This is a genomic window from Streptomyces sp. NL15-2K (assembly GCF_030551255.1).
In the GTDB taxonomy this organism is placed as follows: Bacteria; Actinomycetota; Actinomycetes; order Streptomycetales; family Streptomycetaceae; genus Streptomyces.
In genome coordinates this window covers 3,608,210-3,631,726 of the sequence record NZ_CP130630.1, presented here as the reverse complement: position 1 = coordinate 3,631,726, position 23,517 = coordinate 3,608,210, and the positions used below count along the sequence as shown (strand labels likewise).

Below are 23,517 nucleotides of genomic sequence, written 5' to 3'. Positions count from 1 at the left end.
GCAATGGCAGAGACCGCCGAGGCCCCGGCAGCCAAGGCGGGCCCGACCGCCGGTCCCGCCAAGCCCGACCTCGCCACCGAGATCACCGCCTCCCTCGTCGTCTTCCTCGTCGCGCTGCCGCTGTGCATCGGCGTCGCCGTCGCGTCCGGAGTGCCCGCCGAGCTCGGGATCATCTCCGGGGTGATCGGCGGGCTGGTCGTCGGTGCGATCCGGGGCAGCACGCTCCAGGTCAGCGGGCCCGCCGCCGGGCTCGCCGCGCTGGTCGCGGAGACCGTCGCCGAGCACGGTGTGGCCATGCTCGGGGTGATCGTCCTGTGCTCCGGGATCCTGCAGATCGTCCTCGGTGCCGTACGGCTCGGGCGGATGTTCCAGGCGATCTCCCTCGCCGTCGTCCAGGGCATGCTGGCCGGCATCGGACTGCCGCTGATGTTCAGCCAGGCCTATCCGGCGGCCGACGGCACGGCGCCCGGCACGCCGATCGAGAACATCGCGGGGATCCCCGGGCTGTTCGCGGACATCCTGACCGACCGGCAGGCGATGCTCGCCGCGCTGCTCGGTGTCGTCACCGTCGTCCTGAGCTTCATGTGGAAGAAGGTGCCGGGGCCCGCCGGGAAGATCCCGGCCGCGCTGGTCGCCGTAGGCATCGGGATCGCGGTCGCCGCGCTGCCCGGTGTGGACGTGAAGACACTTCAGGTGGGCGATCTGCTCGCCTCGGTGCAGGTGCCGGGCGGTGAGCAGTTCGCGGGGCTCGCCGACGCGGCGATCATCACCTCCGTCCTGACCTTCACGGTCATCGCCTCCGCCGAGAGCCTGTTCACCGCGGCGGCGGTGGACCGTATGCACAGCGGCCCGCGCACCCGCTACAACACCGAACTCGTCGCGCAGGGCGTCGGGAACACGGTCGCGGGCATCCTGGGGGCCCTGCCCATCACGGCGGTGGTGGCCCGCAGCTCGGCGAACGTCCAGGCCGGCGCGAAGACCCGGCTCTCCCGGACGCTGCACGGGCTGTGGCTGCTCGCGTTCGCGCTGCTGCTGCCGCAGGTCCTCGCGCTGATCCCGATCTCCGTCCTCGCGGGCGTCCTGGTGCACAGCGGCTGGAAGCTGTTCGCGCCCGCGGAGTTCCCGAAGATGTGGCGTCAGGACCGGGGCGAGTTCGCGGTGATGACCCTCACCACGCTGGTGATCGTGGCGACCGCGCTGCTGGAGGGCGTGCTGATCGGACTCGCCGCCGGGATCGTGCTGGCCGCGCTGCGGATGTCGCAGACCGTGGTCCGGCAGCACATCGAGGAGGACACCGCGAAGGTCGTCATGGCAGGCAACGCCACGTTCCTGCGGCTGCCGAAGGTGATCGAGGCGCTGGAGGCCGCGGCCGCCTCCGGCAAGCCGCGCATCCGCCTCGACCTGACCGGCGTGACCCACCTGGACCACGCCTGCCGCAACCAGGTCGAGGAGTTCACCGCCCAGCAGCGGGGCCTGGGCCTGCGGGTGGAACTGCTGATGCCGGGGCCGGGGAAGGCGGCAGTTTCCGGGGACCGGGACGAGACGGCCACTTCAGGGGTGGCAGCCCGGGCGGTGGTGGGGGACACCACCCCCACCCAGGCCTGGGACACCCTGCTCGACCGGCCGTCGGCCACGACCCCCGACCGGCCGTCGGCCGCCACCCCCGACCGGCCGTCGGCCGCCACCCCCGACCGGCCGTGGGCCACCGCCCCCGACCAGCCCTGGGACACCCTGCTCGACCGGCCGTCGGCCACGACCCCCGACCGGCCGTCGGCCGCCACCCCCGACCGGCCGTCGGCCGCCACCCCCGACCGGCCGTCGGCCGCCACCCCCGACCGGCCGTCGGCCGCCACCCCCGACCGGCCGTGGGACACCACCCCCGACCAGCCCTGGGACACCCCGCTCGACCAGCCCTCGGACAACCCGCCCGACCGCCACCCCTGGAGCACCACCCCCACCGAACCCACAACCTCCGCCCCCGCCCAACCGACGGAGTCCCCCGGCCCCGGCGCCGAGTGGTTCTACCTGGACACGCGGCCCATGCCGGACGATTACGCGCGGCGCTGACCGCTCGTAGGCTGAACCCCACCCCCGCAAACCGGAGGGAGTTCGGTCATGTCCGGCTGGAGCGAGAAGGACATCCCCGACCAGAGCGGCCGCGTCGCCGTCGTCACCGGAGCCAACAGCGGCATCGGGTACGTCACCGCGCGGGAACTGGCGCGCAGGGGTGCCCGCGTGGTCCTCGCGTGCCGGAGTGAGGCGCGGGGCGCGGAGGCGAGGGGCCGGATGGTCGCCGAAGTGCCGGGTGCCGAGGTCGACTTGACGCTGCTGGACCTCGGCGACCTGGGCTCCGTACGGCGGTTCGCGGCCACCTTCCCGGAAGAGCGGCTCGACCTGTTGATCAACAACGCGGGCGTCATGGCGCTGCCGTACGGGACGACCGCCGACGGGTTCGAGACGCAGTTCGGCGTGAACCACCTCGGGCACTTCGCGCTCACGGGACTGCTGCTGCCGGTGCTGCTGGGCACGCCCGGTGCGCGCGTCGTGACCGTGTCCAGCACGATGCACTCGATGTCCAACATCGACATCAACGACCTCAACAGCGAGCGCCGCTACCGGCGTTGGACCGCCTACGCCCGCTCCAAGACCGCCAACCTGCTCTTCACGCACGAGCTGGCACGCAGGCTGGCGGCGCACGGTTCGGACGTGGTCGCGGCGGCGGCGCACCCGGGGTACGCGTCCACCAACCTGCAGACCGCCGGGCCCCGGATGGCCGACCGCAAGTTCAGTGAGCGGTTCATGCGGATCGGCAACCGGTTCTTCGCCCAGTCGGCGGACGCCGGCGCGCTGCCCACCCTGTACGCCGCCACCGCGCCGGACATACGCCCCGACTCCTTCAGCGGGCCCTCCTTCGTCGGCTGGCGCGGGTCGCCGGCGCCGTCCTGGCGGGCGCCGTGGACCCTCAACGACAGGGCGGGGGAGCGGCTGTGGGACGCCTCCGCACGGCTCACCGGGGTGACGTACGACGCCCTGAAGACGTGAGGGCCGCCGGCCCCTGGGCGAGCGCCCGGCCTTTCAGGCCGTGGAGCCGCCGTCCACCACATGGATGCCGCGCTGTAAGGAGGATGCCGATCTTCGCCACCGTGTCGATCCTGCTGGGCAACTAGAGCGCGCTAGCCCGTAATGACATGGTCATGAGGGAGCCATATGTACTTCTGAGTAGTGACGTCATCCGCCTTTTGACTGTTTCTCGCCTTCCTTCCCCCACAGCCGAAAGGCGTGACCATGTCCCAGACCTCACCTTCCTCCCGAACCAAGAGACTCAAGAAGACCGCCGCCCGTTTCGGCACGGTGGCGGCGGCCTCGGGCCTCCTGGCCGCCGTCGGCGCCGGAACGGCCTCGGCGGACACGTTCACCGTCAGCGGCGACCTCAGCTGGCGTGCGACCGAGGTGAAGCGGCTGGCGAACTGCGCCGGCACCGCCTGGTACAACGACAGCAAGGTGGGCGACGCCATCACCGGCTGCTCGGGTTCCGACGCGAAGTGGGACAGCGTCCAGCTGAAGGCGGCCAGCCTGCTGACGATCGACGGCAGGAAGGTGGCCTACCGCTCGGACCAGTCGTGCCCGCCGAAGCGTGGCTTCCAGTACGTCAAGTGCTACTACGTCGGTGGCAAGACGAAGGGCAACCCGGTCATCACCGTCTCCGTCATCAGCTACGGTCTCGGCGGCATGGACCTGGCCGTGGACTGGTACTACATCTAGGCCCTGACGCATCAAGGGGTGGCCCCGGCGCCGTGTGCGCCGGGGCCACCGCCCTTCGAGCAGATCGGCTGGATCGGCTCCCTCAGCGCGTCCGCACCTCGTACGTCGCCACACTCACCGTCTCGTCGTCCAGGCACTGCCCGGACGCCAGGTCGATGCGCTGCTTGAGCAGCGGGGAGGCCACGAACGGCCGTCCCTGGTGGGTGCCGGTCAGGCCCCGGGAGAGAACCGCCGCGCCGCTGAACGGGTCGCGGTTGTCGATCGCGTACAGCGTGCCGGAGCGGTCGCGGAAGAGGGCGACCTGGCGGCCGTCGGGGAGGAGAGCGGCCACGCCCCGGCCGGGGAACAACTGGCTCAGGTCGCAGATCGTGAACCAGTCGTCCTCCAGCAGGAGCTGGACCTTCAGGTCGGTCGTCTCGGGTGCCAGGGTCATCGCTGGGCACTTCCTTCCAGGACGTCTGCCGGGTTGTCGGCGGGCCGCATGCCAATGCTCAGCAGCGGCAGGTCGGGCTTGATCTGGTCGCGCTCGGGGACGAAGCCGACGACCGGGTCGGGGGTGTCCGGCGCGTTGACGAAGGAGACGAAACGGGACAGCTTCTCGGGGTCGTTGATGGTCTCCGCCCACTCGTCGCGGTAGTTCGCGACGTGCGCGGCCATCAGGGACTCCAGCTCCTCGCAGATGCCGAGGGAGTCCTCGACGACGACGTCCCGGACGTGGTCCAGGCCGCCGGGGATGCGCTCCAGCCAGGTCGAGGTGCGCTCCAGGCGGTCGGCGGTGCGGATGTAGAACATCAGGAAGCGGTCGATCAGGCGGATGAGCTCCGCGTCGCTCAGGTCCTGGGCCAGTAGGTCCGCGTGGCGCGGGGTGGCGCCGCCGTTGCCGCCGACGTACAGGTTCCAGCCGTTGGCGGTGGCGATCACGCCGAAGTCCTTCGACTGGGCCTCCGCGCACTCGCGCTGGCAGCCGGAGACCGCCGACTTGAGCTTGTGCGGGGAGCGCAGGCCCCGGTAGCGCAGCTCCAGGTCGATCGCCATGCGGACGGAGTCCTGGACGCCGTAGCGGCACCAGGTCTGGCCCACGCAGGACTTCACCGTGCGCAGCGCCTTGCCGTACGCGTGGCCGGACTCGAAGCCCGCGTCCACCAGGCGCGCCCAGATGAGGGGGAGCTGCTCGACGCGGGCGCCGAACATGTCGATCCGCTGGCCGCCGGTGATCTTCGTGTAGAGGCCGAAGTCGCGGGCCACCTCGCCGATCACGATCAGCTTCTCGGGGGTGATCTCGCCGCCCGGGATGCGCGGCACGATCGAGTACGAGCCGTTCTTCTGCAGGTTCGCCAGGAAGTGGTCGTTGCTGTCCTGCAAGGACGCCTGCTCGCCCTCCAGGACGTAGCCGCTCGCGCCGATCGTCGGGGCGAGGGAGGCGATGATCGAGCCGACCGCCGGCTTGCAGATCTCGCAGCCGTCGCCGCCCCGGGCGCCCTCGCGGCCGTAGCGGTCCAGCAGGTCCTGGTAGGTGTTGATGCGCAGGGCGAGGACGATCTCGTACAGCTCCTCGCGGGTCTGCGAGAAGCAGCCGCACAGGCCCTTGTCGACCTCGACGCCACTGGCCTCCAGCTCGGCGTTGACGAGCTGGCCGAGGACCTTGACGCAACTGCCGCACGTCGTACCGGCCTTGGTGCACTTCTTCACCTCGGGCACGGTCGTGCACTGGTGGTCGGTGACCGCGCCGCGGATCGTGCCTTTGGTGACGTTGTTGCAGGAGCAGATGATCGCGTCGTCCGGCAGCGCGGTCGGGCCGAGCTGGGCCGGGGCGCCGGAACCGGCGGGCAGCACCAGCGACTCCGGCGAGACCGGCGGGACCGAGCCGGTGAAGGCGCGCAGCGTGCCGTACGCCTCCGCGTCGCCGACCAGGATGCCGCCGAGCAGGGTGCCGTCGCGGCCGATGACCAGCTTCTTGTACAGGCCCGCGCGGGAGTCGGAGTAGACGACGTCGAGGCAGTCGTCGGTGGCGCCGTGCGCGTCACCGAACGAGGCCACGTCCACGCCGAGCAGCTTCAGCTTGGTGGACAGGTCGGCGCCGGTGAAGGAGGCCTCCTCGTCGGCGGCGATGGTGGCGGCCACCGTCTCGGCCTGCTCGTAACCCGGGGCCACCAGGCCGTACACGCGGCCGTCCGCCGCCAGCGCGCACTCGCCGATCGCGAACACGTGCGGGTCGCAGACCGTACGGCACTGCTCGTCGACCGTGATGCCGCCGCGCTCGCCGACCGTGAGGCCGCAGTCGCGGGCCAGCTGGTCGCGGGGGCGGACACCGGCGGAGAACACCACCATGTCGGTGGCGAGTTCGGAACCGTCGGACAGCTTCATGCCGGTGACGGCGCCCTCGGAGTCGACCACGATCTCCTGCGTGCCGACGCCCGTGTGGACCGACAGGCCCATGTCCTCGATGGTGCGCAGCAGCGCGGCGCCGCCGCCCTCGTCGACCTGCACCGGCATCAGACGCGGGGCGAACTCCACGATGTGGCTGGTGAGTCCGAGCCCCTTGAGCGCACCCGCGGCCTCCAGGCCGAGCAGACCGCCGCCCACCACGGCACCGGTCGTGCGGGTCTTGGCGTACTCCTCGATGGCGAGGAGGTCGTCGATCGTGCGGTAGACGAAACAGCCCTTGGCGTCCTTGTTGGGGACCGGCGGCACGAACGGGTAGGAGCCGGTGGCCAGGACGAGGATGTCGTAGTCGAAGACCTGACCGGACCTGGCCGTGACCTTCTTCGTCTCGCGGTCGATCGTCTCCGCCGGGTCACCGATGTACAGCTCGATGCCCTCCTTCTCGATGAACTCCATGTCCGTCATCGAGAGGTCCTCGGGCGTCTTGCCCGAGAAGTACGAGGTGAGCGCTACGCGGTCGTACGCCGGACGCGGCTCCTCGCACAGCACGACCACGCGGTGCGTGGCGGTCATGCCGCGCTCGGCGAGCGCTTCGAGGAAGCGCTGGCCGACCATGCCATGGCCGACGAGCACGATCGTGGGGTTCGCCCCCGGGGTGGCCGTCATCAGGAGCCTCCATCGTTGGTAAGCAGGTGGAGCAGAGGACCGCCGTCGGACGGGAGCGGCTCTGCTCCCTCCCAGGCGCGGGCGAGCGCGCCGACGGTGCCGAGTTCGCCGACGAGGACCCCGCCGACCAGGCGGTCGTCGCGGACGACGACCTTGCGGTAGGTGCCGCGCGTGGCGTCGGCGAGCTGGACCACGTCGTCGCCGGGGAGGGCCTCCGTCTCACCGAACGCGGCGAGGTCGAACGATCCGGGGGAGGCCTGCCCGGTGAGGGTGAGGCGGGTCAGCGAACGGGTGCCGGTGTACCGGGCGTCGGCGTCGCCCGCCAGCGACTCGGCCAGGGCATCCGCCTGTTCGAGCGCCGGGGTCGCGAGCCCGTACACCGTGCCGCCGTGCTGGGCGCAGTCGCCGATGGCCCGGATGTGCGGGTCGGAGGTGCGCAGTTCGTCGTCGACGACGACGCCCTTGCGGACGTCGAGGCCGGCGATCTGGGCGAGACCCACACGGGGGTGGACCCCGCACGCCAGGACCACCAGATCGGCGTCCAGGGCGTACCCGTCGGCCATCTCCACCGAGCGGACCGCGCCGTTGACGCAGCGCACGTCGCGCACCCGGCACTCGGTGTGGATCTCGACGCCGAGGTCGGTGAGGTGCCGGCGGACCAGCTTGGAGGCGGCCGGGTCGAGCTGGCGCTCCATGAGCCGCTCGGACTGCTGGGCCAGGACGACCTGCGCGCCGCGCAGGGCGAGCGCGCGGGCCGCGGACACCCCGAGGAGCCCGCCGCCGATCACGACCGCCCGCACACCCGGCCGTACCGCCTTGGACAGGCCCAGGCAGTCGTCCATGGTGCGGAACGCGTGCACGCCCTCGGGCAGCACGTGGTCGGGGGTGCTGTGCCTTCCCGGGGGACGACCCCCGGACCCCCGGCCGGAAGAGCGGGTCGGATCGCCTACCCGGTGTGTCGATGGGCGGTACATGTCCGTGAACAGGCCGCGCAGCGGCGGGAGCACCGGGTTGGAGCCGGTGGCCAGCACCAGCGTGTCGTATGCGATCTTCGAGCCGTCCGCGCACTCGACGCTTCGCCCGGCCCGGTCGATGCCGGTGACCCGGGCACGGGTCAGCTCCGCGGGCGCCGGGAGGGCGATCACGTCGGGGCTGTAGCGGCCGGCCAGCACCTCGGCGAGCAGCACCCTGTTGTACGGCTGGTGCTCCTCCTCGCCGATCAGCAGCGCGGGCATGCCGAGCTCACCGAGCCGCCGGGCGAGACGGACGCCCGCGAGGCCGGCGCCGATCACCACCACACGCGTATTCGAGGTCATGTTCAGGAGCGTGCGATGCCGGTGTTACCCGACCGCATCACGTCTGTTTCCCGCGGGGAACGCTGCGCTCAGCGAGGGGCGGGGGCGGGTGTGAGGGTTCGGGGAGCGCGGCGGAGGCGGGCTGTGAGGAGACGCCGGAGGTGACCGAACCCCCGGGGTACGTGCAGCCACCATCGTCTACGACCGGGGGCGGCGCGAGGCCGGGTTTCACCAGCTCACGGGGAGGGGGGAGCCGATTCGAGAGGGAACCTCAGAAGATCCTCATGTGGATGGACGGCGCACCTGTCCCCTCCATAGGGTCCCGATCATGCCCGACATATCGCTGACCATGGTCGTCGTCCTCTGCCTCGCGGCCCTGGCGGCCGGCTGGATCGACGCCGTGGTCGGCGGAGGCGGGCTGTTGCTGCTGCCGGTCCTGCTGCTCGGCCTGCCCTCGAGCACCCCGGCGGCGTACGCGCTCGGCACCAACAAGGCCGTCGCCATCGTCGGCACGACGGGCGCGGCGGTGACGTACGCCCGCAAGGCCCCGGTCGACGTGGGCACCGCCGTACGCATCGGTCTCGCGGCCCTCGCCGGATCCTCGGCCGGGGCCTTCTTCGCGGCCGGGATGAGCACGGAGGTCCTCAAGCCCGTGATCATGGTGGTGCTGCTGGGCGTGGCCGCCTTCGTGATCCTGCGCCCCGCCTTCGGCACCGCCCCCGCGACCGGCCCGGCCACCCGCCGCCAGGTCCTCGCCGCGATCGGCCGGGCGGGCCTCGGCATCGGCTTCTACGACGGCCTCATCGGCCCCGGCACCGGCACGTTCCTCGTGCTCGCCCTCACCGCGGTCCTTCACCTCGACCTGGTCACCGCCTCCGCCACCGCCAAGATCGTCAACTGCTGCACCAACGCCGGCGCCCTCGCCACGTTCGCCTGGCAGGGCACGGTCCTGTGGCAACTGGCCGCCCTCATGGCCGTGTTCAACCTCGCGGGCGGCACCCTGGGCGCGCACACCGCCCTCAAGCAGGGCAGCGGCTTCGTCCGGATCGTGCTGCTGACGGTGGTGTTCGCGCTGGTGGCGAACCTGGCGTACGAGCAGTGGGTGGCCTGAGTTGACCTGAGTTGGCCTGAAAAACGAGTGGGGCGACTTCGCGCGGCCCCCTACTGTGACCCGCGTGACAACTCAGGTGATCGTGCTCAACGGCGGTTCCAGCTCGGGCAAGTCCGGGATCGTGCGGTGTCTGCAGGAGGTGCTGCCGGAGCCCTGGCTGGCCTTCGGGGTCGACTCGCTGCTCGACGCGATGCCCGGCGGAGGCACGGGGATCGAGTTCGCCCCGGACGGCGGGGTGAGCGTCGGCGGGGACTTCATGGCCCTGGAAGCGGCATGGGCGGCGGGGATCGCCGCGATGGCCCACGCCGGCGCCCGGGTGATCATCGACGACGTCTTCCTCGGCGCAGCGGCCACCCAGGAACGGTGGCGCAAGGTCCTCGACGGACTCGACGTGCTCTGGGTCGGCGTCCGGTGCGAGGCCGAGGTGGCCGCGGGCCGGGAGATCGCCCGTGGCGACCGGGTGCGAGGGATGGCCGAGAAGCAGGCGGAACTGGTCCACCGGGGCGTGGTCTACGACGTGGAGGTGGACACCACCCGCACCGAGTCACTGGAGTGCGCGCGGACCATCGCCGCGCACGTGAGCTGAGCTACGGCTTCGCTACGGCTTCCGTACGAGCAGCTCGACCACCCCCGTCGTGTCCTCGTCCCCGTTCCCCAGGGCGAGCCGCCGCTCCATCAGATCCATGTACGGCGTCAGCAGTTCCGTGCTCACGCCCTGTTCCTCGGCCGTCCGCAGCAGCGTGGGGATGCCCGCGACCTGCATCGCCAGGTTGGAGACGACGTCCTTGCCGTAGTCCCCGCTCTCCAACTGGTCGGCGGCCTTGTGCGCGGAGTTCGCCATCGCGGTGAGCCAGGACACGAGCAGCGGCGCGAAGTCCTTCGGTGCGATGTCCTCCCGGCGGATCAGCGCGAAGGCGTGCGTGATGCCCGCGAACATCCCGTTCATCGCGCTCAGCAGCGCCACGTCGTGCAGTGCGGCGAACCCCGGGTCCGCCCCGACGTACATGGTCCCGGCCGGCACGGCGAGCGTGTCCCGGTGCTCCTCGAAGAGCGCGGCGGAACCGCTGTAGAAGACGTACGCCCCGGAGTCGGGCGCCCCGATCATCGGCGGTACGGCCATGATCCCGCCGTCCAGGAAACGGGCGCCGCGCGCCTCGGCCCACGCGGCCCGTGAACGGCCCTGGGCAGGGGTGCCGGTGGTGATGTTCACCAGGTCCCGCCCGGTCAGGTCGGCCCCGTCGAGGGCCTCGCCGACGGAGGCGTCGTCGAGCAGACAGGCGACCACGAGCCGGTTGGCGGCCACCGCCTCGGCGGCGCTCGCAGCGACGGTCGCGCCGTCGCCGGCCAGGGCCTCGGCGCGGGCGGGGGTGCGGTTCCAGACGGTGACGGGATGCCCGGCGGCGAGCCAGGCGCGGGCGAGGGCGGTGCCCATGGCTCCGGTGCCGAGGAGAGTGACGGGCGTAGGGGAAACAAGTGCGGTGTCAGTCATGGAAGTTAGGCTCGATGAGGAGAACGGCCTGCTCAAGTACGCACTTCGGAGTGGGTGGTTACCGCCGGGAAAGAGTCCAGGCAGGAGGAGGGGGCGGCATGGCGAACGCACGACGGCCGGGATCGTACGTCTGCGGGATCGACGCGGCGATGGACGTGATCGGCGGCAAGTGGAAGGTGCTCATCCTGTGGGCGCTGCACGTGCGGCCGTGCCGCTTCGGCGAGCTGCGCCGGGAGCTGCCGGGCGTGACGGAGAAGGTGCTCGCGGCCCAGCTGCGGGAGCTGGAGGCGGACGGCATCGTGCACCGGGAGGCGTACGACGAGGTACCACCGCGCGTCGAGTACTCGCTGACGCCCCGAGGCGCCGCTCTCAACGAGGCGCTGGCACCGCTGGGTGCGTGGGGACGCGAGAACGTCCTCGGCGGTGCACCGCAGCCGCACGGCTCAGCGGCCGCTGCCCGTCAGATGCGCGAAGACGACGACGTTCCCCTGATAGCCGGTGCTCCGTGAATAGTCCCCACCGCACGTGATCACCCGCAGCTCGGGCCGCGCGGCCGCCCCGTACACCTTCTCGTCGGGGAAGTCCTTCGCGGCGTACACCTCGACCGCGTCCACGGCGAACACCGCGACAGCCCCGTCGCGCCGGTCCACCTCGATGGCGGCGCCCCTCTTCAGGGCGCCGAGGCGGTAGAAGACGGCGGGGCCGTCGGCGTTGTCGACGTGCCCGGCGACGATCGCGGTCCCCCTCTCGCCGGGCGTGGTGCCGGCCTCGTACCAGCCGGCGAGGTTCTTCTTCGCGGCGGGCGGGACGTCCAGACTGCCGGTCGGGGTGAGGGCGAGGCCCATCAGGGGGGCGTTCACGCGGATCGAGGGGATGCGGATCCGGTCGGGCGGGGAGGGCGGCAGGGCGGTGGCCGCGGGTGGGGCGGACCGCCCGGGACCCGCGTCAGCGCGCGTATCGGCGTGACCTTCCGCCGCGGACGGCTGCGGCGGGGTGTGCGTCACCGCACCACTGCCCACCAGCCACGCGCCCGAGCAGAGGGCGACCGCGGTGACGGCCGCTATCGCGGCATTACCGAGCCTGCGCACGGCGACACCCCTCTCCTGACTGAGCCCTCCCCCTCCGGGCCGCGAGGGGCGTCGGACCCGGAGGGGGAGGGACGTGCGGTACCGGCGGACGGACAGCGGAGGGTGTCCGTCAGATCCCGTCGCCTCTCGCCCGGCGATGCAGGAGCCAGGTACCGCCCGCGGCGGCGACGGCGAGAGCCGCCACGCCGGCCGCGGTCTGCACGGGATCGCGGCCCAGTGCGCCGCCGACCCCCGTCTTCACACTTCCTCGGGGATGCACCTGCCCGTGCCCGGACGTCAGCGTGACGACCAGGTCACCCGTGACCTGCCGGCCGTCCTCCGCGCAGATCGCGACGATCTCGTACGTCCCCGGCTGCGCGCTCGGCGGCACCCGGAACTGCCCGATCGCCTGGCCCTCGTGCGCACTGGGGGCCAGCGTGAAGGGCCCGGCGCCCACCGCGGCGGCGTCGCCCGTCGCCGCACCGCCGTCCCCGCAGGCGGCCGTGTTCACGGTGACCAGTTCGCCCGGCACGACCGTGGAGGGGGAGACGTCCAGGTCGCCGGCGCCGTACGCGGGCGCGGCGCCGAGGCCCGCGGCGGCGACGGCGAAAGCGGTACCGGTGAGCAGGCGGGCGGTACGTCGCATCGGTGCTCCTTCGAGCTCTTCGGTCTTCTGCCGTGGGCTGCCCTTCCGAGGTAAGTGGCAGCGGGCCGAGACCGCTTCCTGAGGGAGCGTCAGAATTGAGGTGAACGGGTGTCAGGCGAAGGCCGCCCGAAGACCTCTGCCCGACATTTCAGCAGGTCACCGCCGCAAGTCGGCCGCACAAAGAAAAGCCCTCAAAGAATGCGCCCCACGACTGTGAACGGGTGACTGCCCGCCCCCTGCCCAAATGGTCGCATTCGGCAATTGGCAGATCTGTTCCACTACCGCCAGGGAAAACCGCAGGTCACGTGGCCCTGCCGGTGGAACAGATCTGCCAATCACCGATCGTGTACGCCGGTCAGGCCGCGTGCTCGGCCAGCGCTCGGCTCGCCGTGCGGCGGCCCACCGCGGCCAGCGCCGGGTTCTTGCCGTCGCGGTAGTAGTGGTCCGCCATGAGGCCGAAGCACAGGGCCCAGCCCCGGCCCCTGGCCCACGTCATGTCGTCGATGTCCACGGCCTCGCGGAACAGGGGGCGGGTCTCGGCGTCGAAGAGGGTCCACGCGGGCATCACGTCCGCCGCCGGATCCCCGACGCCGGGACCGCCGAAGTCGATGACGGCGGTGAGGCGGCCGTTCTCGGTCAGCAGGTTCCCGGGCAGCAGATCGGCGTGGAGCCAGACGGGCTCGCTGTCCCACTGGGGGAGCCGGAGGATGTCCTCCCAGGCCGTCGTCGCGAGGGTGGCGTCCAAGATGCCGTCGGCACCCAGGTCACGGATCGCTGTACGGACGTACTCATCGCGACCGCCGCCGCCGACCGGCCCACCCCGGAAGGACGGCCTCCCACCCGTGGCGTCGACCCGCCGCAGCGCCGCGACGAACCGGCCCAACCGGAGGGCGGCATCCGCGAGTTCGACGATCGGCGCGTCGTAGGCATTGTCACCGTCCAGCCAGCGATACACGCCCCACCTCAGCCCGTACCCATGCCCCGGCTCACCCTTCGCGAGCGGCACCGGTACGGCGAGGGGCAGCTGCGGGGCGAGCAGGGGCAGCCACCGATGCTCCTCATCGATCTGCCGCGCCCCACCGGGCAGCCGCGGCAGCCGTACGACCATGTCCTCGCCCAGCCGGTACATGGCGTTGTCGGTCCCGGCGGACGCGACGTGCCGGATCGGCAGCTCGGCCCACTCCGGGAACTGCTCCGCGACAAGCCGCCCGACCAGCGCCGCGTCGATGTCGAGCTCGTCGGCGTGCATCTTGGCGGCGGACGGCATGCGGCTCCTTGGGAGTTGGACGGGGCAGCGGAGCGTATCCGGCGGGCGGGCGTCGCCGCGACGGCTTTTCCGGTGAGGTGTAGGGTTCCGCTGCGTGCTGGCTGAACGACGACACCAACTCATCCTGCGGGCCCTGCGTTCCGGCGGCACCGCCACCGTGGCCGACCTCTCCGAGCAGCTGGATGTCAGCGCGGCCACCATCCGCCGTGACCTCCTCAGAATGGAAGAGGAAGGGCTCCTCACAAGGGTCCACGGCGGCGCGGTCATCGAGGATGATCCCGCACCCTTCAGCGAGGCCGCCGGGGCTCAGGTGGCCGAGAAGGACGCGATAGCCGCCCAGGCGGCCACGATGATCGAGGACGGTCAGTCGGTCATCCTCGACAGCGGTACGACCGTCCACCAGCTCGCACGCCATCTGCACGGGCGGCGCCTCACCGTGATCACCAACAACCTCGCGGTGTACGAGGAACTCGGCGAGGACGAAGACATCGATCTGGTACTGCTCGGCGGCATGGTCATCCGCGCGTCACGCATGACGGACGGCTTCATGACCCAGGACGCCCTGCGCCAACTGCACGCCGACTGGATCTTCCTGGGCGCCTGCGGCGTCCGCCGCGGCGGTCAGGTCATGGACACCACAGTCGTCGAGGTGCCCGCCAGACGGGCCATGATCGCCGCCGGCGACAAGGTGGTGCTCCTCGCGGACAAGAGCAAGTTCCCCGGGACCGGCATGGTGAAGATCTGCGACCCCGAGGAACTGGACGTGCTCGTGACCGACGCATCGGCGGACGAAGCGACCTGTACGGCCCTGAACGAGGCGGGCGTGACGGTGATCCGCACGGCTCCGGCACCGGTCGGCGGCTGACAGCCGGCGGACCGTCGGAGCGTGTGCCCCGGCGCCGGATCACCCCACGCCCACGGCCTTCCAAGCCCCCGCCACGGCCCCGTGCTCCGCGCTCCCCGCCCCGTACAGATCCCGCGCCGCGTTCAGCGTCGCCGTGCGTGCCCCCGCGTAGTCCGTCGACGACGTCATGTAGACGGTCAGCGCCCGGTACCAGATCTTGCCCAGCGCGGCCCGCCCGATACCCGCGACCGAAGACCCGTCGCACGTCGGCGAGTTGTAGCTCACGCCGTTCACCGTCTTCGTGCCGCTGCCCTCTGCCAGCAAGTACGCGAAGTGGTTCCCGACCCCCGACGAGTAGTGCACGTCGAGGTTCTTCACCGTCGGACTCCAGCAGTCCACCGACACGCCGTCCTTCGACGGCTTGTCCATGTAGCGCAGGGCCTCGCGGCCGAAGCCGGAGCGGACGACCTTCTCGCCGATCAGGTAGTCGCCGGCGTCGGAGGAATTACCCGCGTGGAACTCCACCAGTGTGCCGAAGATGTCCGACGTGGCCTCGTTCAGCCCTCCCGGCTCGCCCGAGTACGTCAGCGCCGCCGTCTTCGACGTCACGCCGTGGGACATCTCGTGGCCGGCGATGTCCAGGGACACCAGGGGGCCGAGCTGAGTCCCGTCACCGTCGCCGTACGTCATGCAGAAGCAGGTGTCGTCCCAGAAGGCGTTGTTGTACCGGGTGCCGTAGTGCACGCGGCTGTAGGAGCCCTTGCCGTCGCCCGCGATGCCGTTGCGGCCGTGGACGTTCTTGTAGTAGTCCCAGGTCGCGTCCGTGCCGTACTGGGCGTCCACCGCCGCCGTCGCCCGGTCGGACGTCGTACCCGTGCCCCAGTGGTTGTCCGCGTCCGTGAAGACGGTGGAGGGGGCCCGGCTCAGACAGATCGTCAGGACGCACAGGTCGGTCTGGTTCGTCGCGTCGCCGGTGTACGTGTTTCCGCGCGTCGCGTCCTTGAGCTGGTACGTCGATCCCGACAGCGTCGTGTTCAGGGGGACCTTGCCGCTGTACAGCGACTCGCCGTCGCCCGACGCGGACTCGACGCTGTCCCAGGCGTCGATCCGGGCGCCCGTGCGGGCGTCGGTCAGCGTCGTCCGCGCGACCGGGTTGCCGAGGGAGTCCTGCGCCACGGCGTCGGTCCGCCACGCCAGCTTCGGGGCGCCGTGCAGGGCGTCGACGACCAGGCGGGGCTTGGCCGTCACCTTCCTCAGCGTCTCGCCGAGGTGTGCGGCGCGCAGCGCGTTCACCGCGAGGTCGGAGGCCAGCCCGAGGGACAGGGCGGGGGTCACGCTCGACAGGGATATCGCGCTCCGCGTCGCCCGGGACGTGCTGCGGTACGAGCCGTCGGGAGCGAGGTGGACCACGAAGTCGCCGCCCAGGACGGGGAGTTGGCGGTAGGTGCGGTCGTAGCGGACGTGCTGCGTGCCGTCCGGATCCACGACCACGTCCCGGACGGTCGTGTCCTGTCCGGCGGTGAGGCCCAGGGACGCGGCCCGGTCCGCGAGTACCGACGCCGCGTTCTCGATCGCGGTGGCCCGGGTCGGCCGGTCGGCCGCTCCGGCGGCGGGGGAGAGTGCGGCGGCCAGCAGGGTGGCGGTGGTGGCGGCCGCTCCGGCGGCGGCGAGACGGCGGGAACCTCGGGCGTGCGGCCGTATGCGGCTCATCGGTCTCCTCGGGAAGGGCCTGATCTTGACCAAGAGTTAAGGGGCCCTTTACCTGCCATGTCCATGGCGGGAATGCGAAGGAGTGTGAGAGGTGAGAATCGTTTCTGTGAGAGCGACGCGACTGCCCTTCTTCGTCTACGGCACCCTCCGCACCGGCGAGGTCAACCACGACCTCTTCCTGCGCGGCCGCACGCGGGCCGAGGAACCGGCGCGGCTCATCGACGCGGTGCTGTACGACGGCCCCGGCTATCCGTACGTCGTGGAGGCACGCGGGGGAGTGGTGCGCGGGGAGATCGTCACCGCGCTGCCGGAGGCGTACGGGGAGTTGCTGGCCGCGCTGGACCGGCTGGAGGAGTACGTGCCGGGAGACCCCCGCAACCTCTACGAACGGGTCGAGCGCGAGGTCATCAGGGACGCCGACGGCACCGCCGTACGCGCCTGGGTGTACGTCGCCGCGCCCTCCGTCGCCGCCCGGCTGCGCGATCGGGGCGAGCTGATCGAGAGCGGGGACTGGTCGGCGGGATGAGCCGTGCCGGCACCCTCAGGGTGCCGGCACGGACTTACGACTCCACCGCCTCCAACCGCACCGCGCACGCCTTGAACTCCGGCATCCGCGAGGTCGGGTCAAGCGCGGGGTTGGTCAGGGAGTTGGCGCGGCCCTCGCCCGGCCAGTGGAAGGGCATGAAGACGGTGTCCGGGCGGATCGTGGTGGTGATGCGGGCCGGTGCCACGGCCCGGCCCCGCCGGGAGACGACGGCCACCGAGTCGCCCTCGGCCGCGCCCAACCGCTCCGCGAGCCGCGGGTGCAGCTCGACGAACGGGCCGGGGGCGGCGGCGTTCAGCTCGTCGACGCGCCGGGTCTGGGCGCCGGACTGGTACTGCGCCACCACCCGGCCGGTCGTCAGCAGCACCGGGTACTCGGCGTCGGGCTCCTCTGCGATCGCCCGGTGCGAGACGGGGACGAAGCGGGCCCGGCCGTCCGGCGTGGCGAAACGGTCGAGGAAGAGGCGGCGGGTGCCGGGGTGGACGTCGTCGGCGGTGTCGGCGGTGTCGTCCCGCGCCGGGTCGTCCGGCTGGAGATCGAGAGCCGCGTCGAGGGCCGCGTCCTCACCGTCCGCCGTGTCCTCACCGACTCCCGTGTCCGCCGTGTCCGCCGTGTCCGCCGTGTCCCCTGTGGCCGCCGGGCACGGCCAGAACACGCCGTTCTCCTCCACCAGCCTGCGATAGGTGATGCCGGAGTAGTCGGCCGGCCCGCCCGCGCTCGCCCGGCGCAGCTCCTCGAAGACCTCCTCGGGGTCGGTCGGGAAGCCCTTCTCCACGCCCAGCCGGGCGGCCAGCTCGTGCATGACCTCCAGGTCGCTGCGGACGCCCTCCGGCGGGGTGATCGCCTGCCGCCGCAGCAGCACCCGGCCCTCCAGGTTGGTCGTGGTGCCCGTCTCCTCCGCCCACTGCGTGACCGGCAGGACCACGTCCGCGAGGGCCGCGGTCTCCGACAGCACGACGTCACACACGGCCAGGAAATCCAGTGACCGCAGCCGTTCCTCGATGTGCGCGGCGCGCGGCGCCGACACCACCGGGTTCGACGCCATCAGCAGCAGCGACTTGATGTCCCCGCCCAACGCGTCCAGCAGCTCGTACGCACTGCGCCCGGGCCCCGGCAGCGAGTCGGGGTCCACGCCCCACACCTCGGCCACATGCCGCCGCGCCGCCGGGTCGTCCAGCTTGCGGTAGCCGGGCAACTGGTCGGCCTTCTGGCCGTGTTCACGCCCGCCCTGCCCGTTGCCCTGCCCGGTCAGACAGCCGTACCCGGACAGCGGGCGCCCCGCCCGGCCGGTCGCCAGGCACAGGTTGATCCACGCGCCCACCGTGTCGGTGCCCTTGGACTGCTGCTCGGGTCCGCGGGCGGTGAGCACCATCGCGGACTCCGGCTCGCAGAACATCCGTACCGTCTCGCGGAGTTGGGGGACGGAGACGCCGGTGATCCGCTCCACGTACTCGGGCCAGTGGGCCATCGCCGCGGCGCGCGCGTCCTCCCAGCCGGCCGTGCGCTCACGGACGTAGTCCTCGTCCACCCGCCCCTCGGCGACGACCAGGTGCAGCAGCCCGAGCGCGAGCGCGAGATCCGTCCCCGGCCGGGGTGCCAGGTGCAGGTCGGCCTGTTCGGCGGTCTTGGTGCGGCGCGGGTCGATGACGATCAGGGTGCCGCCGTTCTCCCGCAGTTCGGTGAAGAAGCGCAGCGACGGCGGCATCGTCTCCGCGAGATTCGAGCCGACCAGGATCACGCAGCCCGTCTTCGGGATGTCCTCCAGCGGGAAGGGCAGACCGCGGTCGAGCCCGAAGGCCTTGATGCCGGCGGCCGCCGCGGACGACATGCAGAAACGTCCGTTGTAGTCGATCTGCGAGGTGCCGAGCACGATCCGGGCGAACTTGCCGAGCGTGTACGCCTTCTCATTGGTCAGGCCGCCCCCGCCGAAGACCCCGCACGCGTCCGGGCCATGCTCCGTGCGCGTGCGGGACAACCCCTCGGCGATCCGGTCCAGTGCCTCGTCCCAGGATGCGGGCACGAGCGTGCCCTCGGAGCGCACCAGCGGGGAGGTCAGGCGGACGCTCGACCGGAGCACCGCCGGCGCCGTACGCCCCTTTCCGCACAGCGCGCCCCGGTTCACCGGGAAGTCCGCGCGCTCGCTCACTTCGACCGTCCCGTCCGGGACGGGCGTCAGGTTCATCCCGCACTGCAGGGCGCAGTACGGGCAGTGCGTGGGCGTGGCGGTGTTCTGCATACCTCTCAGCGTGCTTCGGCCGTGTTACGCGCCGGGCGGCTCCTTGTTACGCGGTCGGGACGGCGACCTCCCCGCAGCCGCCCGGCCACCGTGAGGTCATGGATGCCCACCCTTGAGTCGCCGCGGGTGCGGCCGAAAGTTGCCGATGCGGCGAATGAGAGCTCATGTGGCTCATTTCGCTCCATACTTGGCCGACCTCACCTAGTTGAGTGTTGAAAAACCGGCACTACAGTCGGGCCGCACCCAAGGATCCGAAGGCGCTGCACGACTCCGCACGGCATTCGACACACCGGGCATGCCCACCACTCGTTCCGGTCATTCCGGACACGGCAAACCGTCACTCGAAACAGCCAGCCAGGAGGTCCCCTCACCATGCCCCTGCGCCACTTAACCCAGCGTGACCAGTACCTTTTCCGGCTGTACGGCCACGGCCCGACCGTCCCCGTCCCGGACCCCCTCGTCCACCACGCCGTCGAACGGCACGCCGCGACCGCCCCGCACACCCTCGCCGCCGAACACCTCGGCGCGACGATCACCTACGGCGAGCTCGACCGCCACGCCGACGCCCTCGCCGCCCGCCTGGCGAGGGAGGGCGTACGGCCCGGCGACCACGTCGGCCTCTTCGTCCGCCGCTCGATCCCGATGCTCGTCGGACTGCTCGGCATCCTGAAGGCCGGCGCCGCCTACGTCCCCCAGGACGTCGGCCTCGCACCCCCGGCCCAGCTCACCCACGTCGTCCGCACCGCCCGCACCCGCGTGGTCCTCACCGTCGCCGAACACGCCCACCGCGTACCGCTGCCGGACGGCCACCGCCTGATCACGCTCGACGAGCCGCAGCCGTACGAACCAGGCCCGCGCCCGGCGATCGACGCGGACGACGGCTGCTACGTCCTGTTCACCTCCGGCACCACCGGCCGGCCCAACGGCGTGAAGGTCACCCACCGCAACGTCGCCAACATCCTCCTGACCGCCCCCGGCGACCTCGGTATCGGCCCCGGCGACCGCGTGGCCCAGCTCCTCAACATCGCGTTCGACATGGCCGCCTGGGAGATCCTCGGCTGCCTCGCCCACGGCGGCACCCTCGTCATCCGCGGCAAGGACATCGCGGCGGCGGCCCGTACGGCCACCGTGCTGATCGCCACCCCGACCGTGCTGACCGGCATCGACCCCACGGCCTGCCCCCACGTACGCGCGGTCGCCGTCGCCGGGGAGCCCTGCCCGCGCCCGCTGGCCGACCGCTGGGCCCGGCAGTCGGCCTTCTTCAACTGCTGCGGCCCGACCGAGACGACCATCGTCAACACCATGCGCCGCCACGACCCGGCCGACCCCCTGCTCACCATCGGCCGCCCCACCCCCAACAACACGGTGTACGTCCTCGACGCCGACCGCCGACCGCTGCCCATCGGTGAGGTCGGCGAGATGTGGGCGGGCGGCACTTGCGTCTCGGCGGGCTACCTCGGCAACGACGAGCTGAACGCCGAGCGCTACGCCCCCGACCCCTTCCTCGGTCCCGGCCACCGCATGTTCCGCACCCGCGACCTGGGCCGCTGGACCCTCGACGGCGAGCTCGAACACCTCGGCCGCACCGACGACCAGGTCAAGGTGCGAGGCTTCCGCGTCGAACTCGACTCCGTCTCCTCGGTGCTGGAGTCGGTCGACGGCTGCCGGCGAGCGGTGACCCTGAAACGGGACGCCCGCCATCTGGTGTCGTTCGTCTGCCCGGCGGACATCGACCCGGACACGGCCCGCCGCGCGGTGGCGGACGCCCTTCCGTACTACTGCGTACCGTCCGAGGTCCTGCCGGTCGCGTTCCTCCCCGAGACCGACCGCGGCAAGATCGACAAACAGGCGCTGCTGCGGCTGGCGGAGGAGCGGACGGCCCTTCAGGTGGCGCTCCAGGGGGCGGCCCGATGACCACGTCACTCGACCGGGAGACACGGGAGACAGCCGAGCTGCCCCCGCTCATCAGCGCCCCCCGCCGCCTGCTCAAGCACCCGCGCCTGATGCACTACAACCGGCTGGCGGGGCTGGTGATCCTGGCCAACCTGGCGTTCCTGTACGCCGGTTGGCCCCTGTCGACGCCGACACTGGGGCACGCCGCGATCGCCAACCTCGCCCTCGCGGTCGTCGTCCGTCAGCAGTACGTCATCAACTTCCTCTTCCGGCTGGCCACTTGGCCGTCGCCCAGTTGGCCGCTGCGGGTCCGCTGGACGCTGGGCAAGGTGTACCACTTCGGTGGGCTGCACGTGGGCGGGGCGCTGGCGGGGGCGGGCTGGTTCCTGGCGCTGGCGGTCGCGGTGACGGTGGAGGGCGGCGACTGGCCGGTGACAGTGGTGAGCTGGACCCTGATCGCCCTCCTGCTCGTCATCGTCGCCACGGCCCTGCCTCCCTTCCGCTCCCGCCACCACGACCACTTCGAGAAGATCCACCGCTTCGGCGGCTGGAGTGCCCTGGCCCTGTTCTGGACACACACCCTCCTCTCCGGGCAGGGGCCGGTACCCGTATCGGTCCTCGCGGTCGCCACCTTCAGCGTCGCCCTGCCCTGGCTGCGGCTGCGCAAGGTCGACGTACGGGTCGAACGGCCCTCCCGGCACGTGGTGCTGGCCCGCTTCAACTACGGCGAGACCCCGTTCGCCGGTTCCTCCACGGCGATCAGTCGCAGCCCGCTGAAGGAGTGGCACTCCTTCGCCAACGTCCCGTCCCCCGGCGAGTCCGGTTTCCGGCTCACCATCTCCCGGGCGGGCGACTGGACGGGCTCCTTCATCGACGACATGCCGTCCCGGGTGTGGGTGAAGGGCATCACCACGGCCGGTGTCGCCAACATCGAGACGCTGTTCACGAAGGTGGTCTACGTGGCGACCGGCAGCGGCATCGGCCCCTGCCTGCCGCACCTGCTGGCCGCCGAGGTTCCCTCCCGCCTGGTCTGGGCGACCCGGGACCCCCGCGCGACCTACGGCGACGCCCTCGTCGACGAGATCCTCGCCGTCCAGCCGCACGCCCTCGTCTGGGACACCTCCCGGCACGGCAAGCCCGACATGGTGCGGCTGGCGTACGAGGCGTACCGCGACTTCGGGGCCGAGGCGGTGATCTGCATCTCCAACAAGAAGCTGACCTGGCAGGTGGTGCACGGGCTGGAGCGGCGCGGGATTCCGGCGTACGGCGCGATCTGGGACTCGTAAGAGGCGTGTACGAGACGTAAGGGAGACACGACCGATGGACAACCTCAAGCTGGAACGCCACGACCGCGTGGTGACCGTACGCCTGCACCGCCCGCACGTGCTCAACGCACTCAGCGGCGAACTGCTCGCCGAACTCCTCGACGCCCTGCGCCCGTTGGACGCGGACCCCGAGGTCGGCTGCTTCGTCGTCACCGGCTCGGAGAAGGTCTTCGCCGCCGGCGCCGACATCAAGGAGATGTCCGCGAGGACGGCCGTGGAGATGGCCGCGGAGGACTACTTCGCCGCCTGGGAGGACTTCGCCGACCTGCGCACCCCGAAGATCGCCGCAGTCAACGGCCCCGCCCTGGGCGGCGGTTGCGAACTGGCGATGATGTGCGACCTCGTCGTCGCGGGGGAGTCGGCGGTCTTCGGGCAGCCGGAGATCAAACTGGGCGTGATCCCGGGGATCGGCGGCACCCAGCGCCTGACCCGCCTCGTCGGCCGGGCCAAGGCGATGGACCTGATCCTCACCGGCCGCACGATGGACGCCCGGGAGGCGGAGGCAGCCGGCCTGGTCTCCCGGGTCGTGCCCGACGAGCAGGTCCTGCCGGAGGCCCTGGAAGCGGCGGCGACCATCGCCTCGTACGGACGTACGGCGGTCAGGGCCGCCCGTGAATGCGTCGACCGCGCTCTGGAGAGCGGCCTGCGCGACGGCATCCGCTTCGAACGCCGGGTGTTCCACGCCCTGTTCGCGACTCAGGACCAGAAGGAGGGGATGGCCGCGTTCCTGGAGAAGCGCCGGCCGCGCTTCACCGGACGCTGAGGCTCAGGAAGGCCGAGGGCGGGAGCGGGGTACCGGCCCGCTCCCGCCCCGGTCAGGGACCGTCCCTGGTCAGGGGACGGTCCCGGTCAGCACTCGTACGCGTAGTACGGGACGTCGCCCGGCTCCAGAGTGATGTAGCCGGTCGTCCAGGGGTCGATGTAGATACAGGCCGGGTCGGCCCAGTCGACCTCCACGGAGGCGTAGATCCCGTGCCCGCACTGGTTGTAGATCGCCGCCCATCCTTCGCCGGAACCGACGAGTTCGGCGCAGCCGGCTGCCGCCACGCGCGGGTCGTCGCCGTCCGTGGGCGCCGCCGAGGCGGTTCCCACAGCGGCCCCCACGGTGAACAGCGCCGCCGCGGCGGCCGTGACGAGCGCGGAGCGAAGACGTGTCATCACATGTCCTTTCCCCCAGGTCGCGGCGGTCGGCCCGATCCGCCGCCGCACACCAAAAGACACTATCTGTGATCGCTCGATCACAAAGAGTGCCGGAATGGTTTTCATTCCAGAGGGTGAAA

General features: G+C 71.6%; 21 protein-coding genes. 11 read left to right on the top strand and 10 right to left on the bottom strand.

The window, feature by feature from the left end:
- Positions 1-3: 3 nt before the first annotated feature.
- From Q4V64_RS16015 to Q4V64_RS16005, 3 genes are all read left to right on the top strand, one after another.
- On the top strand, positions 4-2,067 hold the full coding sequence (locus Q4V64_RS16015) for a SulP family inorganic anion transporter (protein WP_303710119.1): 2,064 nt from the start codon (positions 4-6) through the stop codon (positions 2,065-2,067).
- 48 nt (positions 2,068-2,115) lie between these two features.
- Complete coding sequence (locus tag Q4V64_RS16010; RefSeq protein WP_124442461.1) at positions 2,116-3,042, top strand: oxidoreductase; 927 nt, start codon at positions 2,116-2,118, stop codon at positions 3,040-3,042.
- Positions 3,043-3,285: 243 nt separating this feature from the next.
- Entirely contained in the window at positions 3,286-3,762 is a 477-nt protein-coding gene (locus Q4V64_RS16005) for a hypothetical protein (RefSeq protein ID WP_124442462.1), read from the top strand.
- A gap of 82 nt (positions 3,763-3,844) precedes the next feature.
- Here Q4V64_RS16005 and nirD read toward each other — a convergent pair whose 3' ends face one another.
- The 3 genes from nirD to Q4V64_RS15990 are packed head-to-tail and all read right to left on the bottom strand — an operon-like array spanning position 3,845 to position 8,126.
- The gene (nirD, locus tag Q4V64_RS16000; protein WP_124442463.1) at positions 3,845-4,195 is read right to left on the bottom strand and encodes a nitrite reductase small subunit NirD; all 351 of its coding nucleotides are present in this window, start codon (positions 4,193-4,195) and stop codon (positions 3,845-3,847) included.
- Positions 4,192-6,810, bottom strand: coding sequence for a nitrite reductase large subunit NirB (nirB, locus tag Q4V64_RS15995; RefSeq protein ID WP_124442464.1), 2,619 nt, complete (start codon positions 6,808-6,810; stop codon positions 4,192-4,194). Before nirB ends, nirD begins: the two co-directional genes overlap by 4 nt.
- Positions 6,810-8,126, bottom strand: a complete 1,317-nt coding sequence (locus Q4V64_RS15990) for an FAD-dependent oxidoreductase (protein ID WP_124442465.1) — start codon at positions 8,124-8,126, stop codon at positions 6,810-6,812. The genes nirB and Q4V64_RS15990 overlap by 1 nt, the downstream gene beginning before the upstream one ends.
- 307 nt (positions 8,127-8,433) lie before the next feature.
- Here Q4V64_RS15990 and Q4V64_RS15985 point away from each other — a divergent pair, with 307 nt between their 5' ends.
- Positions 8,434-9,216, top strand: a complete 783-nt coding sequence (locus Q4V64_RS15985) for a TSUP family transporter (protein WP_124442466.1) — start codon at positions 8,434-8,436, stop codon at positions 9,214-9,216.
- 64 nt (positions 9,217-9,280) lie between these two features.
- Positions 9,281-9,802, top strand: a complete 522-nt coding sequence (gene cpt / locus Q4V64_RS15980) for a chloramphenicol phosphotransferase CPT (protein WP_124442467.1) — start codon at positions 9,281-9,283, stop codon at positions 9,800-9,802.
- A gap of 12 nt (positions 9,803-9,814) precedes the next feature.
- On the opposite strand, the gene Q4V64_RS15975 is transcribed toward cpt, so the two are convergent.
- Entirely contained in the window at positions 9,815-10,705 is an 891-nt protein-coding gene (locus Q4V64_RS15975) for an NAD(P)-binding domain-containing protein (RefSeq protein WP_124442468.1), read from the bottom strand.
- Between the two features lie 98 nt (positions 10,706-10,803).
- Here Q4V64_RS15975 and Q4V64_RS15970 point away from each other — a divergent pair, with 98 nt between their 5' ends.
- Positions 10,804-11,214, top strand: coding sequence for a helix-turn-helix domain-containing protein (locus Q4V64_RS15970; protein ID WP_124442469.1), 411 nt, complete (start codon positions 10,804-10,806; stop codon positions 11,212-11,214).
- Here Q4V64_RS15970 and Q4V64_RS15965 read toward each other — a convergent pair.
- The 3 genes from Q4V64_RS15965 to Q4V64_RS15955 form a co-directional block, all read right to left on the bottom strand.
- Positions 11,149-11,793, bottom strand: a complete 645-nt coding sequence (locus tag Q4V64_RS15965) for a class F sortase (protein ID WP_124442470.1) — start codon at positions 11,791-11,793, stop codon at positions 11,149-11,151. The genes Q4V64_RS15970 and Q4V64_RS15965 overlap by 66 nt on opposite strands.
- Positions 11,794-11,902: 109 nt before the next feature.
- Positions 11,903-12,418, bottom strand: coding sequence for a hypothetical protein (locus Q4V64_RS15960; protein ID WP_124442471.1), 516 nt, complete (start codon positions 12,416-12,418; stop codon positions 11,903-11,905).
- A gap of 355 nt (positions 12,419-12,773) precedes the next feature.
- Positions 12,774-13,685 (bottom strand): aminoglycoside phosphotransferase family protein, encoded by a 912-nt coding sequence (locus Q4V64_RS15955; RefSeq protein ID WP_124442472.1) that lies wholly within the window; start codon positions 13,683-13,685, stop codon positions 12,774-12,776.
- A 94-nt stretch (positions 13,686-13,779) separates the two neighbouring features.
- Between Q4V64_RS15955 and Q4V64_RS15950 the strand changes: the two genes are divergently transcribed.
- The gene (locus Q4V64_RS15950) at positions 13,780-14,550 is read left to right on the top strand and encodes a DeoR/GlpR family DNA-binding transcription regulator (RefSeq protein ID WP_124442473.1); all 771 of its coding nucleotides are present in this window, start codon (positions 13,780-13,782) and stop codon (positions 14,548-14,550) included.
- Positions 14,551-14,589: 39 nt separating this feature from the next.
- Here Q4V64_RS15950 and Q4V64_RS15945 read toward each other — a convergent pair whose 3' ends face one another.
- The gene (locus tag Q4V64_RS15945) at positions 14,590-16,239 is read right to left on the bottom strand and encodes a M4 family metallopeptidase (protein WP_124442474.1); all 1,650 of its coding nucleotides are present in this window, start codon (positions 16,237-16,239) and stop codon (positions 14,590-14,592) included.
- 106 nt (positions 16,240-16,345) lie between these two features.
- Here Q4V64_RS15945 and Q4V64_RS15940 point away from each other — a divergent pair, with 106 nt between their 5' ends.
- Positions 16,346-16,765, top strand: a complete 420-nt coding sequence (locus Q4V64_RS15940) for a gamma-glutamylcyclotransferase family protein (RefSeq protein ID WP_124442550.1) — start codon at positions 16,346-16,348, stop codon at positions 16,763-16,765.
- A 34-nt stretch (positions 16,766-16,799) separates the two neighbouring features.
- Here Q4V64_RS15940 and Q4V64_RS15935 read toward each other — a convergent pair whose 3' ends face one another.
- Complete coding sequence (locus Q4V64_RS15935; protein WP_124442475.1) at positions 16,800-19,019, bottom strand: molybdopterin oxidoreductase family protein; 2,220 nt, start codon at positions 19,017-19,019, stop codon at positions 16,800-16,802.
- Between the two features lie 372 nt (positions 19,020-19,391).
- Here Q4V64_RS15935 and Q4V64_RS15930 point away from each other — a divergent pair, with 372 nt between their 5' ends.
- The 3 genes from Q4V64_RS15930 to Q4V64_RS15920 are packed head-to-tail and all read left to right on the top strand — an operon-like array spanning position 19,392 to position 23,000.
- On the top strand, positions 19,392-20,933 hold the full coding sequence (locus Q4V64_RS15930) for an amino acid adenylation domain-containing protein (RefSeq protein WP_124442476.1): 1,542 nt from the start codon (positions 19,392-19,394) through the stop codon (positions 20,931-20,933).
- Complete coding sequence (locus Q4V64_RS15925; RefSeq protein ID WP_124442477.1) at positions 20,930-22,198, top strand: hypothetical protein; 1,269 nt, start codon at positions 20,930-20,932, stop codon at positions 22,196-22,198. Before Q4V64_RS15930 ends, Q4V64_RS15925 begins: the two co-directional genes overlap by 4 nt.
- 34 nt (positions 22,199-22,232) lie before the next feature.
- Positions 22,233-23,000 carry an enoyl-CoA hydratase-related protein gene (locus Q4V64_RS15920; protein ID WP_124442478.1) on the top strand — a complete coding sequence of 256 codons (768 nt, stop codon included), beginning with the start codon at positions 22,233-22,235 and terminating at the stop codon, positions 22,998-23,000.
- A gap of 86 nt (positions 23,001-23,086) precedes the next feature.
- Here Q4V64_RS15920 and Q4V64_RS15915 read toward each other — a convergent pair whose 3' ends face one another.
- Positions 23,087-23,395: a hypothetical protein gene (locus Q4V64_RS15915; protein ID WP_124442479.1), complete on the bottom strand. Its 309-nt coding sequence runs from the start codon at positions 23,393-23,395 to the stop codon at positions 23,087-23,089.
- Positions 23,396-23,517 lie beyond the last annotated feature (122 nt).

Bases quoted from the DNA above. Each gene is read 5' to 3' on its own strand.
- Q4V64_RS16010 (WP_124442461.1), top strand. From the start codon at position 2,116: ATGTCCGGCTGGAGCGAGAAGGACATCCCCGACCAGAGCGGCCGCGTC.
- Q4V64_RS15945 (WP_124442474.1), bottom strand. From the start codon at position 16,239: ATGAGCCGCATACGGCCGCACGCCCGAGGTTCCCGCCGTCTCGCCGCC.
- Q4V64_RS15920 (WP_124442478.1), top strand. From the start codon at position 22,233: ATGGACAACCTCAAGCTGGAACGCCACGACCGCGTGGTGACCGTACGC.
- Q4V64_RS15970 (WP_124442469.1), top strand. From the start codon at position 10,804: ATGGCGAACGCACGACGGCCGGGATCGTACGTCTGCGGGATCGACGCG.
- nirB (WP_124442464.1), bottom strand. From the start codon at position 6,810: ATGACGGCCACCCCGGGGGCGAACCCCACGATCGTGCTCGTCGGCCAT.
- Q4V64_RS16005 (WP_124442462.1), top strand. From the start codon at position 3,286: ATGTCCCAGACCTCACCTTCCTCCCGAACCAAGAGACTCAAGAAGACC.
- Q4V64_RS15915 (WP_124442479.1), bottom strand. From the start codon at position 23,395: ATGACACGTCTTCGCTCCGCGCTCGTCACGGCCGCCGCGGCGGCGCTG.
- Q4V64_RS15935 (WP_124442475.1), bottom strand. From the start codon at position 19,019: ATGCAGAACACCGCCACGCCCACGCACTGCCCGTACTGCGCCCTGCAG.
- Q4V64_RS15925 (WP_124442477.1), top strand. From the start codon at position 20,930: ATGACCACGTCACTCGACCGGGAGACACGGGAGACAGCCGAGCTGCCC.
- Q4V64_RS15930 (WP_124442476.1), top strand. From the start codon at position 19,392: ATGCCCCTGCGCCACTTAACCCAGCGTGACCAGTACCTTTTCCGGCTG.
- Q4V64_RS15985 (WP_124442466.1), top strand. From the start codon at position 8,434: ATGCCCGACATATCGCTGACCATGGTCGTCGTCCTCTGCCTCGCGGCC.
- Q4V64_RS15975 (WP_124442468.1), bottom strand. From the start codon at position 10,705: ATGACTGACACCGCACTTGTTTCCCCTACGCCCGTCACTCTCCTCGGC.
- Q4V64_RS16015 (WP_303710119.1), top strand. From the start codon at position 4: ATGGCAGAGACCGCCGAGGCCCCGGCAGCCAAGGCGGGCCCGACCGCC.
- nirD (WP_124442463.1), bottom strand. From the start codon at position 4,195: ATGACCCTGGCACCCGAGACGACCGACCTGAAGGTCCAGCTCCTGCTG.
- Q4V64_RS15955 (WP_124442472.1), bottom strand. From the start codon at position 13,685: ATGCCGTCCGCCGCCAAGATGCACGCCGACGAGCTCGACATCGACGCG.
- Q4V64_RS15990 (WP_124442465.1), bottom strand. From the start codon at position 8,126: ATGACCTCGAATACGCGTGTGGTGGTGATCGGCGCCGGCCTCGCGGGC.
- Q4V64_RS15960 (WP_124442471.1), bottom strand. From the start codon at position 12,418: ATGCGACGTACCGCCCGCCTGCTCACCGGTACCGCTTTCGCCGTCGCC.